The organism is Corynebacterium pseudokroppenstedtii, assembly GCF_019754945.1.
GTDB lineage: Bacteria > Actinomycetota > Actinomycetes > Mycobacteriales > Mycobacteriaceae > Corynebacterium > Corynebacterium pseudokroppenstedtii.
Genome location: NZ_JAEUWU010000005.1, coordinates 263,535 through 276,091, shown reverse-complemented (window position 1 = coordinate 276,091; position 12,557 = coordinate 263,535). Strand labels below are relative to the sequence as shown.

Annotated in this window: 8 protein-coding genes; 3 read left to right on the top strand and 5 right to left on the bottom strand. The window is 56.5% G+C overall.

Annotation, left to right across the window (positions count from 1 at the left end; all coding sequences use genetic code 11):
* Positions 1-125: 125 nt before the first annotated feature.
* The 3 genes from JMN36_RS10065 to JMN36_RS10055 form a co-directional block, all read right to left on the bottom strand.
* Positions 126-2,567, bottom strand: a complete 2,442-nt coding sequence (locus tag JMN36_RS10065) for a YhgE/Pip domain-containing protein (RefSeq protein ID WP_012732084.1) — start codon at positions 2,565-2,567, stop codon at positions 126-128.
* On the bottom strand, positions 2,567-3,517 hold the full coding sequence (locus JMN36_RS10060) for an ATP-binding cassette domain-containing protein (RefSeq protein WP_204087348.1): 951 nt from the start codon (positions 3,515-3,517) through the stop codon (positions 2,567-2,569). Before JMN36_RS10060 ends, JMN36_RS10065 begins: the two co-directional genes overlap by 1 nt.
* Positions 3,518-3,992: 475 nt before the next feature.
* Entirely contained in the window at positions 3,993-5,036 is a 1,044-nt protein-coding gene (locus tag JMN36_RS10055) for a YlbL family protein (RefSeq protein ID WP_204088763.1), read from the bottom strand.
* Between the two features lie 97 nt (positions 5,037-5,133).
* Here JMN36_RS10055 and JMN36_RS10050 point away from each other — a divergent pair, with 97 nt between their 5' ends.
* Together JMN36_RS10050 and bluB are read left to right on the top strand one after the other, a co-directional pair.
* Positions 5,134-6,801 (top strand): zinc-dependent metalloprotease, encoded by a 1,668-nt coding sequence (locus JMN36_RS10050; protein WP_236883116.1) that lies wholly within the window; start codon positions 5,134-5,136, stop codon positions 6,799-6,801.
* Positions 6,802-6,854: 53 nt separating this feature from the next.
* A complete protein-coding gene (gene bluB / locus JMN36_RS10045; protein WP_221924363.1) occupies positions 6,855-8,642 on the top strand; it encodes a 5,6-dimethylbenzimidazole synthase in 1,788 nt (595 codons plus the stop codon).
* Between the two features lie 52 nt (positions 8,643-8,694).
* Here bluB and JMN36_RS10040 read toward each other — a convergent pair whose 3' ends face one another.
* A complete protein-coding gene (locus JMN36_RS10040; RefSeq protein ID WP_204087350.1) occupies positions 8,695-9,252 on the bottom strand; it encodes a M48 metallopeptidase family protein in 558 nt (185 codons plus the stop codon).
* A 119-nt stretch (positions 9,253-9,371) separates the two neighbouring features.
* Between JMN36_RS10040 and JMN36_RS10035 the strand changes: the two genes are divergently transcribed.
* A complete protein-coding gene (locus JMN36_RS10035) occupies positions 9,372-10,349 on the top strand; it encodes a hypothetical protein (protein WP_221924362.1) in 978 nt (325 codons plus the stop codon).
* Between the two features lie 52 nt (positions 10,350-10,401).
* On the opposite strand, the gene JMN36_RS10030 is transcribed toward JMN36_RS10035, so the two are convergent.
* The gene (locus JMN36_RS10030; protein ID WP_221924361.1) at positions 10,402-12,519 is read right to left on the bottom strand and encodes a UvrD-helicase domain-containing protein; all 2,118 of its coding nucleotides are present in this window, start codon (positions 12,517-12,519) and stop codon (positions 10,402-10,404) included.
* Between the last annotated feature and the right edge of the window lie 38 nt (positions 12,520-12,557).

The following is a 12,557-nucleotide window of genomic DNA, read 5'->3' as shown; positions in this document are numbered from 1 at the left end:
TTACTCCCCTGTTGGTTGCCCGTATTACATCCCAACTGATGACACCGAGTAGTAACTAAGCAGTAGCTACCAAACCTAAAAAGAGCGCCCCGGCTATACAGCTGGGGCGCTCTGACATCAGCACACTAAATATCGATCGCGGGGTGTAACCGCTCCACCGTCCACTTCCGGTCACGGTAGGCACACAGCGCGGTGATGCCAATACAAATGGCACCAATGATGATAAGCGCCAGTATTGATTGAGGCAGACGCTGATCAATGTTGCCGTACATCAATTGGCGGAACCCGTTCACTGAGTAAGTCCAGGGGTTAACTGGGTGTAGCCACTGGAATAGTTTAGGCTCCGTCTCAACAGGGTAGAGCCCGTTTGACGAAAGAATCTGCAACATCAGCAACGCCATCGCTGCAACCTTACCGGGCCCAGGCCCCAATGCGACGTTCAACATTTGGTTAATAGCAGCGAACACAATGGAAACGCCGATTGAGAAGATCCATAGTGCCCACGGGTGTGCCACATCCATTCCCACTAGAGTTAGCGTGACCACAATAATCATCGTCGCTTGAAGGATAGCGATGATGCTGGCCGGCCATAGGCCATCAAGCGCCGCGCGCAAGGGGGCAACACCCGATGCTACGGCCCGGTTCTGAAGTGGCCGGAGCAATAAGAATGTAATGAGGCCACCGATGAACATTGCTAATGAGAAGAAGAACGGAGCTAGGCCGGAACCGAAGACTTGATCCCCTGAAAAATCCTTTGCCGACAACTTTGCAGGATCAGACATGACGCGCGCTGACGCCTCACGCTGAGGTGTCGTCCATGAGGGAACCTTCTTAGCCCCATCGCCCAACTTGTCCTTCAATTCACCCAAGCCGGTGGAAATCTTACCTGAGCCATCCTGTAACTTGCCGGCACCATCGGAAAGCTTATGCGCTCCCTGTTGAAGCCGGGTAGTGCCGCTTGACAATTGAGTAGCACCATCTTTAAGCCGATTCGTGCCAGCGGCCAGTTGCTTACCCCCATCGGCTAGTTTCGCAGATCCTTGAACAGCCTGGGGCATTCCTGCCTTAAGAGTCTGGGCACCAGAATCCAACTGTCCCAAACCGGAACTTAACTGACCCGAAGCGTTAACAAGGGGTGTTGTGCCCTCCTTACGCAGCTGACTTGACCCTGATGCCACAGTGTTAGCGCCTTCACTTAACTGGTCAAGCCCCGTGTTGAGCTCATTAATTTTACTCTGAATTGGTCCTGCACCATTAGCAAGCTGGTTAATCCCACCACGGAACTCAGCAGAAGGATCGTTAAGCTGATAAGCCAGCGCAGACGTCCCCTGTGAAAGCTGGTTAACTTTGGCGAGGTTTTCTGAATTCTTACCTAACCCCTGCGAGTCAATTTGCACCGCGAGCCCGTCAAGCTGGTTCGCAACGTTCTGTGCTGTAGGATCTGACGATTTATGCAGCTGACTAGCGATAGCCCTAACTTTGTCTGACTGACCAGTTTGGGCCTTCGACGCTTGCTGGGCGATACCGTTGATTTGCTGAACGCCACCGTTGACTTGCGTTGCGACGGTACCGAGCTGATCGAGGCCACCAGTGAGCTGCCCCATTTTTGCATCGATCCCTGCCAACGGCGCAGTACTTTGCTGGACCTGGGCCTTTATCTGGTCTGCGCCCGCCGCAACTTTAGCTGATCCCTCAGAAACCTCACCGAGTTTTTGATCAACCTGACCAATGCCGTCGTGAATCTTATCTGAGCCTGCTTTGGCCTCACCCATCTTTTCCGAAAGAGTGTTCACGCCTGTGCTAGCCTCGGCCAACTTGTCGTGCAGCGTCGATGCCCCTTGGGAAAGATCATTTGCCCCGCTATTCACTTTTGTTGCACCTGACGCTAATTGGTTCGCGCCATCATGCGCGTTGCCGAGACCAGAATCTAGTTGATCAGCTCCATCCTTAAGATCTCCCAGTTTGTCCCCAACTTGATTAGATCCATCCTGCAACTTGTCAGCAGCGTCAGCGGCCTGGCCAATCCCTGCACCAGCTTCTTGCATACTGACCAAAACTTTTCCTACAACCTGTTCTCCAAGGGTTGATGAAATCACGGGCACCATTTCACGCATGGTGTTCTGTCCGATCAGCGTTGCCAGGTAGCCGTTAGTCGTGTTGTAGTTAGTTTGAATAACGGCCTGCTCAGCTTTCGTACCACTGGGGGATGCGACTGCTTTAGAAAAGTCCGGCGTAAGACGGACCATAAAGTAATAGTCTCCGTCTTCAACCCCCTTCGTGGCCTTATCATTACTGACAAAGTCAAAGTCAATGCGCTTATCGTCTTTTAACTTATCGGAAATCTGGTCACCTGCACGTAACTCCTTTCCCTGAACATTCGCACCTTTATCGTCGTTAACGAATGCAACAGGAAGCTTCTCCACGTGCCCAAAAGGGTTCCAAAAAGCCCACAAATAAAGGCAGGAATAAAGAAGAGGAATAAAGATAATGGCACCAACTGCCAGACGCCCCAATTTGGAACGACGAAAACGGCGGAGCTCTGAGCCTAAATTCAAACCAGAAATCATTAAAGTGTCTCCTCATCGGATCCAGCGGCTACCGCATCAAACCTGGCAGTCTCGTTATTATTTATATTGTCCTGGGTATCAGGGGATGGATTAACGGATACAGAATCAGTGGAACGGGCAGTGTTTCTGTCTTGCAGAACCCCCGGGGGTAACTCCTCAACTATTGGAACAACGCTGTCGTTATCCGTATTAAAGAGTTCAATCAACGTGTGATCTGGCATGAGTGAATCTGGAATCGGATTGACCGTATTCACGATCACTGGCATTCGTTGAGCTAATCTCGAGAGAACATGAATGAGAACAAGGCGCAAGTCATACTCTCGAACTTGCTCGAGATCATCCATGACCAATAGTCCGATTTCTTCGGAATTTGCCGGAGCCAGCGCAAGAGAAATTCTGATCAAAATGTTGTCCAAGCTGGTCAATTCAGCGACATAAGAGTCTAATGACGGTAAGGCTCGGTCGCCGAAGACATCCCCGCACAAAGATTCATAGTATTCCTGATCAGCGGGCTTCGTCCACACTATCCATGGGTGTGACCAACTCTTATGCTCAGTCAACACCGTTCGGAGACGAACATCGCCATCCAGGCCATCGATCTCATCGACCCCGGCAATTGCCACCATTTTATTAATTTTGTTAGGCTTTCGCTCCCCAAGCACGGTCAACGTACCAGCATCCAACTTCATCCGCCCAGAAATACTCAACGCTAGTGATGTTCGGCCTGATCCTCCGCGGCCGGAAAGAATAGTCAACCCGCTACCGGGCACGGTGAAATTAAGATGCCCAAATACTCGGCCTTCGGCAGCTGACAGCGCGATATCTTCGGCGACCACTGCTGGAGCACTTTCGCCGTCAGCATGAGATTTTCTGTGTGTTCGAGCTGACGTCGCGGCAAATTTACCCACGCCTTTGATGGGCTGGCTTCCGTCAGATTGACGCTCTCGCACGTTAACTCCTTCGTATAAAACGAAACTGTGAATCACGGGGCAACCCTGACTCCACAGCCCTTCAGATCTGACTAGACCAATTTAGCTATAAAGATATAAGCGTACTCATTGGGGGTTTGGCAAACGATACATGCCACTCTATTCCCACCATGTCCTTCCAGCACCATCCAAAATTGTGCCACTCGACATGTCTCCCGCATCGCGACTCGCCACCGGGGTTGAATACTGCTGCTCGACCACAAATGTACTCGGCCACGCCATGACGTTTCATGGATGTACCGTACGCATTCGTAGAAACTTAGCATCCAGTACGAAAGCCTTCTTTCCGCATGATAACCCCCATCTCTCCACGATCACACAGCATTATGGCGGCACACGACATCCTGAGAGAGCGGGCGTTGTACATTTTCCTCTGATCGCTAACGATCGCCAACTGCTTGCCACAGGACACGCCGATTGCCAATACCGCGGTCCGTTACTCCGAACAGCTCTTCGGCTTCTTGCCCGCCTTGACCTCTTTCAACGCGGCAACAGCGTCGGAAAGGTTATTGACCTTCGCCAACACAACGCCATCATGATCACCCGACAGCGCCTCCGTACAGTTATCGGACGGAGTCATAAACACCGTCGCCCCCGCCTTCTTCGCAGCGTCAATCTTGTGGGAGACTCCACCGATCGGCCCAACGTCACCGTTCGCGTCGATCGTGCCCGTCCCTGCGATGAATTTCCCATCGGTAAGGTTGTCGGGGGTCAGCTTGTCGACGACCGCCAAAGTAAACATCAGCCCCGCTGATGGGCCACCAATGTCATCCAGGTGGTAGTCGATCGTCGTCCCGTCGGCAGGCTCTTGTTTGATGGTGATGCCCAAAATCGGAGTGTCATCAGACTCCCCTTGTCGCACGGGAACGGAGACGTCCTCGGATTTGCCATCACGCTGAACCTGAAGGGTGACCTGATCTCCCACTTTATGGTCACGTACAACCTTGACCAGATCCTGCGGCTGGTCGATTTCCTTGCCATCGATCCCCTCAATGATGTCCCCCTTATGGATCTGGTCGGACCCCTCGGGCTGGGACATCACCGTGACCGCCATCGGTCGATGAAGGTACTTCATCGCTGCGGACGTCGCATTATTTTCCGACGACGCAAACGCGGCCTGATTTTCCTTATTCACTTCCTCCGGCGACTGATTGGAGGGGAAAATCTGCTCAATCGGAACCAGTGTGTCGTTCGTTGTTGCCCACCGAGTAATCGCCTGTGGCAGCGACATGCCATGACGAACAGACACCGTGGTCATATTCAAATGGCCGGACGTCGGATAGGTTTTTGTTCCCGAAATGTCGACGACACTCTTACCGCCCGTTGTGCCCAGCGTATTAAATGTCGGACCAGGACCTTCTGCAGCATAGGGCACAGAAAGATCAATCGAGGTGCCGGGGATTTCCGTCAAACTCAGTGCAACAGCAGACGCAACCACGGGAATTGCACCGAGAATAATTGTCTTGTTGCGCAGACTCACAGCGATCAAGCGTACCGGATGCCACGCCAGCAACGACGACGGCCGTTCGCTATTAGCATGTGGAGAGATGCTTTCCAAAGCCGGTACCGTAGAGGGTATGAGTAACCACGGCTTCGGTTTTTCTTCGAACAATAACGACAACAACGACGGTAACGACGGTAACGACGGTAACGACCACAGCAACAAGAACAACAATAACCAGAACGGCGATAGCGGCCAGGGCAATCCTTCTAGCGGAAACAGTGGTCGCGGGGATAGCGGCAATGAACGCCACGAAGACAATGATGGCGGCAACTCCCCTGGTGGCAGCGGTAACCCTTTTGAGGCATTCTTCAATATGGGTGGTCGCTCGGGTGGCGATATACCCGGTTTTAGCGCATTTCCCGGCGGTTTCGCTGTAAGTGGATCCTCTGGTCAGGGCGGTTTAGGTGACATTCTTAGCCAGTTCGGGACGATGCTGTCTGGGATGGGGTCTTCGATGAACTCCCCTGATGCCAAAGGCCCCATCAATTTTGCGATGGCCGATAAGATTGCCCGCCAGACCATTAAGCAATCCAACCCGGCACCTGTCCGACAGTCTGATCAGAAGGCCGTCGAAGATTCCACGAGCCTGGTCGAACTGTGGCTCAGCAATGCGACGATCCTGCCGAGTAACGGAAAAGTCCCTGAAGTATGGGATCCGTCGGAGTGGCTGTCCCGCACGCTCCCCACCTGGAAGCGCTTTATAAATCCTGTGGCAGAAAGCCTTAATGAAGCACAAAAGGATGCCCTCCCCGAAGAAGCGAAGCAGATGGCTGGTTCGCTGCTCGGCATGTTAGCCCAGGTCGGTGGCATGAACATGGGGATGCAACTCGGACGCATCTTGGGGGATATTGCCACCTCTGTCACGAGCGTCTCCGAGTGGGGGTTCTCCTTAGATGAGAAGCATGGCAGCGCACTGCTCACTGGCCAGCTGAGCACTCTTGCCGAGGAATTTAACAAACCCAAGCGTGAGGTGCTTATTTACCTGTGCGCACGGGAACTAGCCCACCAGCGACTATTCGCCTACGTTCCGTGGCTCGAAGAGCGTCTGCTTCTCGCCGTCGAAACGTATTCACGTGGACTGTCGCTGGATACGTCCGCGATGGAAGAAGCCTCCCGGTCCATTGACCCCGAGGCACTCTCGGACCCATCGCGGATGCAAGACATGTTCCAGCAGATTCAAAACATGGATCTCTCGCCCCAAATTGTCGCCTCGAATGAACACGCGGGCATCCAGTTAGACACCATGCTGTCTCTCGTTGAAGGCTGGGTGGACAACGTTCTTGCCGACGCTCTCTTCGACCGCATCCCGGTCATGGAGTCGATCCAAAAATCCTGGTCAGCCCGGCGCGCGATGAAACCCGGATTGGAAAACATGGCGGGGAACACCGGACTGGACTTCTCTGCTAGCCACGCCGACGAAGCGGCAGAACTGTGGCGGCGGCTCACTGTTGCGGTGGGTATTGATCGACGTGACCATGTGTGGGACCACCCCGATTTCCTTCCCACGGCTGACGATATCGCCCATCCGGCCGAATTCATCGACGGCATTCTGGGAGAATCGGACGACGACGAGTTCAACCCTATTAGCGAAATTGAAAAATTAGAGCGTGAACTCAATGAACAGTCCGGTAACACACCTAGTGATGGCGATGATGCAGACGAGGATGGTTCTACCCGCGGGAAGGGCTCGAGTGGCGGTGATGAAGACAACACCGATGGGTCCGGCGACGACGACAAATAGACACTCGCACGACATACTCACACTAGATATTCACAGCGGAAGACAAGCAGCACATGAATAACGACCGTCGATGGGAGCGCCCGACCCCCGTCATAGGCGATACAACCTCAGCCACCGAGCGCGCTGAAAAACCAGACGGATGGGCGTTGCCAGAGGACGTGCGTGCTGCGTTGGACCGCGTTATTGGAGCACGACGCGATATACGCCGCTACCGCTCAGAACCGGTGCCTAACCACCTTGTCCGAACTGTCATCGACGCTGGCCATGCTGCACCTAGCGTCGGACATAGCCAGCCATGGCGGTTCATCATCATCGACGATCCCGCTCTTCGCGATAAAGTCGCCATGCTGGCCGACGTCGAAAAGCTAAAACAAGCCGAGCTGCTGACACCCGATAGGAAACAGCGGCTGCTTGACCTGCAACTCGACGGGATTAAGGAGGCACCGCTGGGAATTGTGGTCGCCTGTGATCGGCGAACCCCAGCGTCCGGGGTCTTGGGGCGCAACACTTTTGTTGATACCGACCTGTGGAGTTGCGCGGCAGCCATCGAGAACATGTGGTTGACCGCGAGGGCCTATGGGCTCGGTATGGGGTGGGTAACACTATTCCGCCCCGATGACCTGGCCGAACTGCTGCATCTGCCCGAGGGGGTTGAAACGCTGGGGTGGATGTGCATGGGGTGGCCGGACGAGCGCCCGCCGTCGCCTGGGCTCGAGCGGCGTGCGTGGTCCAAGAAACTTCCCGTTGAGAACCTCATTATGCGGAATGGGTGGCGCGACGGAGCCGAGTCACCAGCAAATGCGGTCGCGACGCCCGATGACGGCCATATGCCAGATCAGGCGCATGTTGTCGCAGCTCACGATTCTTCCGACCGGCTTCTCACCCCTCCCGGTTCGCTGGGCATCCTGGATACGACCATGGACAAAGTTGCCGCGGTCGGTGATATACATAACGCCCAGCACATTCTTATCGGGGCTGACCATCCCGTGACAGCGCATGGTGTCTCATCATTTTCGCCGTCCGTCACGCGGGAAATTATGGACGCGTCAGCCGTTGGAGAAAGCCTGGGTGTGACGACGGCAGCTGGAGCAGGAATCCCGTCGCTTCTTATTGACGCGGGTATTGAGGGCGATTCAAGCCACGGTGACCAGCGGAACCGTAAATGTCGCGAAGGACGCAACGATTGTGCCCATCCTATTCGTTATGTCCACGCTCACGATGCGCGTGGGGATATCGCTACAGCCCCGGCCCTATCTGCTGCGGATACCCGCGCGTTTGTTGACTACGGGCGGAAACTTGCCGGTGAATTCACTGAACCCACGCTGTTTGCCGTCGGTGAGGTTGGAATCGGGAACACCACTCCTGCCTCCATTGTGGCAGCGCATTTCACCGGGCTTGATGTCGACGATGCTGTAGGCGTTGGCGCCCACTCCGATACCGCCATGATGGAGCGGAAACGCGAGGTTGCCCGGCAGGCTCTGTCGCGCGTTCACCCCTCCTCCCCTATTGATGCTCTTGCCGAGTTCGGCGGGCCCGAGTTCGCGGTCACGACCGGACTGTGCTTGGGCGCGTTGGATAATCACCATGTCGTTGTCTTGGATGGGCTCGCTATTTCTGTGGCCGCGTTGGCTGCGGTGCAGATTAATCCCGCGGTCCAATCGCATCTGGTCGCGGCTCATGTGAGCCGGGAAAAAGCTCATCGCACTGTCATTACGCACTTGGGGTTGGAGCCTTTGCTTGCTCTTCGTTTCCGGTGCGGTGAAGGGGTCGGCGCCATTCTGGCCACACAAATGATCATGACGGGGCTTAGTGCTCGACGCCACACCGGACGCACCGCTTAGGCCGCCTTTCAACTAGTCCATCCTTTGGACTCGGCGCGGATCGTCGTCGTTACTACGAGGACTGTCTACCTCCGCGGCCCCACCGCTGGTAAGCCTCCAAGTACCCATCAGCGCGCTCCCAATAATCAATGCGATGCGCCCACGCGTAAAATTCTGCCGAGTGGTTCGGAATGAAGGTATGCACTAGCTCATGAACAATAACCTGGTCAAGGACGTAATCGGGAACGTCCTTCAGGTAATGACTAATCCGAATTCTCCCCGTATCCGTGGAACATGAAGCCCACCGACGCTCCATATTGGTCACCCACCGAATATCCGTCCATTCCGCACGGTTTTCCAAATATTTCGCATTCAGACGACGGGCCCGCCGGTGGAGATCGTCATCTGACTTATCTGCGACTGACGACTTCTTCTCCACCCTGCGAACAAGGGACTCCACAGAATCACGCAACGAAGCAGCCGACATCCGCGCCGGTGCCATGACGACGATCCGGCCGGACTCACGGCGGGCGGACAATGTTTTCTTCCTCCGCGACGACAGACGTATTTCCACCTCTGGCGCAAAGTCCTCCACGACCGCAGCGACGTCTCGCTTGACTCTGTGGGGCATAGTTTCACTCTACAGTGTGGCCGGAGGGCTGCCGGTACACTACACATAGCACTGTGCTGGAAAGCAGTGTGCCTGAGTGTGCTTTGTCTGAGTGTGCAGCGGGGGGGGAATTCACACGAATGAATTATTCACAATCGAGGGGGAGCACCGTGCGGTGGCCACACACTATCTGTCTATCATCCGGAACCCGCGTGTTTGTCCGCCCGGACGGGTGGCTCCGCGTCGGTGCGGATATCTCCACCGCAGTCGTGATTCCGATGGCCGACCGACCCACCACCCAGCGCGTCGCCCGAGCACTCCTCGCTTGTTCATACCCACAGCCGACGTCGGCAATAATCAGCAGAATTGAGCAGGCAGTGTCTCGATCTTTCGCGCTCACACTTATCGACGAACTGCTGCGCACTCCTTTGCTGATCTCCGGGAATGTCCGGCCCGGGCAAAGCAGAACGAGCCTCGCTCCCCCGCGCAGGATCATTGCCGTGGAGCCGTTGTCGCATGTTCTTGGCGATATATTTCCTGGTCAGCCTGTGTTTTCGCCTAGCATTGTGGAAACTACCGGCAGCGCACTGGCGTCCCACATGGACTTGCCTGGGCTGCCTGAGTCGAATGAGCCGTCCGAGCCACGGAGTCCCGAACGAACCGAAGTTCGGGCAAGCATCGTTGCGGTGGCAACGCCCTCCCCTGGTCTGCTCGCCGCAGTCAATGAGCCATATTTATTCGTGACCATTCGTGATGGTGCGCTCCGGATCGGCCCCGCTATGACCGGAACGACGGCACGTTCGGCAGGTAACGCCACCGGCTGCCCGCTATGTATGCATATGGCGACGGTATCTCCTGACCTGGTCGACGAGGCGATCTCTGGCCGCCGTACTGGCACGCTGACGCTCACGCATGAGATGGTCACTGTCGCCCGCGGGATCATCGCGGCGCAATGGTCGGCGTTTAACGACTGGCTCGCTGTTCCGTCGCTTCCGGCCCCGCCGACGATGGGCGCGTCGGTAAGTATTAATCCTCGGACAATGGAGGTCGTGCGGTCGCCGATTGCCAGGGACCCGCATTGCCCCGTGTGTGGCATTATCGGTCCGCGATGGCAGTAACAGCGCGAGGAGATCAGGCATCGCGACCGGCTAGTTACGTCAACCCTCCGCCTTATGTTGATTCCGCAACGATGCGGAGAATATCGTCTCCGTAGAGTTCCAGTTTCGCGGGGCCGATCCCGCTGATGTCCAGGAGTTCTTCCGCGGTAGACGGTTGCCGCTCAGCGATGGCCATCATGGTGGCGTTGCTAAACACCGTGTAGCTGGGCGTTCCCTGCTGGTGCGCGCGCCGCGACCTCCAGCGCTGCAGAGCATCAACCAGCTCGGCGTCAACGTCACCGCCACAATTGGCGCAATGCCCCATCACCTTCTCGGCCGGGGTTTGTAGCGTGGCCCCACACTCCGAACACAGCCGTGAGCTGCGTTTTCCTTTCCGCGGGCGGTCAGCCGAACTCTTCGACGTGGGCACGATGCCGTCGAGGAACCGCGTACGTTTCCGGGACGCCTGACCCCCGGACTCGCGCGCCAGCGACCAGCTCAATTGCAGATGCTCACGCGCACGAGTCACCGCCACATACAGCAACCGGCGTTCTTCTTCGATCGCCGACGAACCCAGCGCGATAGCTTGTCGAATGGGCAGTGTTCCTTCAACAAGGCCGACGACGAACACGGCGTCCCACTCCAGGCCTTTTGCAGCGTGGATCGTCGCCAAGGTAACGCCTTCTACTCCTGCTGGGGGCCGGTTCGACTGGGCGCGCTCGCGGAGGATGCTCATCACGGCGGGCATGTCCGCGCCGGGCGAGGCGTGAACGATATCCACGATCAGGTGGTAGAGGGAGGATAGCGATTCCCACCTCTCGCGTGCTCGTTCGCCAGCCGGGGCGCGGGCGGACAACCCTTGACGAGCCAAGACGGCCTTGATATCAGAAATGAGTTCATCGCCGGTGTGGATAGTCCCCGACTCCATATGGGCACTGGCCAGACGCTCTAATGCCGCCAGCGAACCGGTGATCTCGGCGCGGTCGAAGAAGCTCTTTCCCCCGCGGACATGGTGCGGGATGTTGGCTTCGTCCAGCGCGTGCTCAAACTTTTCCGATTGCGCATTGAGGCGGAACAGTATCGCTATTTCCGACGGCGGAACACCGGAATCGATGAGCCGCCGAATTCTGCGCGCCACGACGGCGGCTTCCAGGGATTCGTCGTCGAATTCTTCGAATACTGGTTCAGGGCCGGCGGGGCGCTGACCTTCGAGCGTGAAGTCAGCTGTCGACACCTCGTCGCGTGACTGAGAAATGACTTTGTTAGCCAGGCCGACGACTTGCGGCGTGGAGCGGTAATCGCGCTGCAACCGCACGACTGTGGCGTTCTCGAAGCGCCGGGGGAAGCGAAGGAGGAACGACGGATCCGCGCCGGTGAATGAGTAGATCGTCTGGTTTGCGTCTCCGACGACGGTGATATCGTCGCGGTCTCCTAACCACCCGTCCAACACTCGTTGCTGCAGGGGCGTGACGTCCTGGAACTCGTCGACGACAAAGCTTCGGTATCTCGCGCGGAATTCTTCTGCGACTTCCGGCAGGTTCTCCATCGCGCCGGCGACGTAGAGCAGGAGGTCGTCGAAGTCGAGGAAGACGCCGTCGGGTGTCGCTTTAATGTCTTCGTAGACGCGGTATGCGTCGGCAACTTTTTCTGCTGCGATGGGGGGTTCGCGGTGGAGTTGTTCGACGCGTTTTTCGTAGTCGGCGGCGGAGATCAACCTGGCTTTGGACCATTCGATTTCGCCGATGACGTCGCGGATGGTGTCTTTCCCTGCTTTGATTCCGGTGTGGCGAAGTGCCCTGGACACCATGCGGAATTTGTCGTCGAGGATTCGCCACGGCAGGTCGCCGGCTATTCGTGGCCAGAAGTAGGAGAGCTGTTTGCGGGCCGCGGCGTGGAATGTCCGTGCTTGGACCGCGCCTGCCCCCATGATGCGGAGGCGCTCTCTCATTTCTTCGGCGGCTTTGGTGGTGAAGGTGACGGCGTGGACTTGTTGTGGAGTAACAAATCCTTGATTGATCAGGTAGGCGATGCGATGGGTGATTGTGCGCGTTTTGCCCGTCCCTGCTCCGGCGACGATGGCGAGGGGGCCTCGTGGGGCTGTTGCCGCTTCGTATTGGTCGGAATCGAGTTCCTCGAGTGAGAGGTTAAGGCGATTCCCTGCCCCACCGCGGGGGCCACGAAAAGAGGCCATCCTTCTCCTTCCCATGGTTGGCCATCGTCGTAGGATCC

Bases quoted from the DNA above. Each gene is read 5' to 3' on its own strand.
- JMN36_RS10050 (WP_236883116.1), top strand. From the start codon at position 5,134: ATGAGTAACCACGGCTTCGGTTTTTCTTCGAACAATAACGACAACAAC.
- JMN36_RS10035 (WP_221924362.1), top strand. From the start codon at position 9,372: ATGAATTATTCACAATCGAGGGGGAGCACCGTGCGGTGGCCACACACT.
- JMN36_RS10065 (WP_012732084.1), bottom strand. From the start codon at position 2,567: ATGATTTCTGGTTTGAATTTAGGCTCAGAGCTCCGCCGTTTTCGTCGT.
- bluB (WP_221924363.1), top strand. From the start codon at position 6,855: ATGAATAACGACCGTCGATGGGAGCGCCCGACCCCCGTCATAGGCGAT.
- JMN36_RS10030 (WP_221924361.1), bottom strand. From the start codon at position 12,519: ATGGCCTCTTTTCGTGGCCCCCGCGGTGGGGCAGGGAATCGCCTTAAC.
- JMN36_RS10040 (WP_204087350.1), bottom strand. From the start codon at position 9,252: ATGCCCCACAGAGTCAAGCGAGACGTCGCTGCGGTCGTGGAGGACTTT.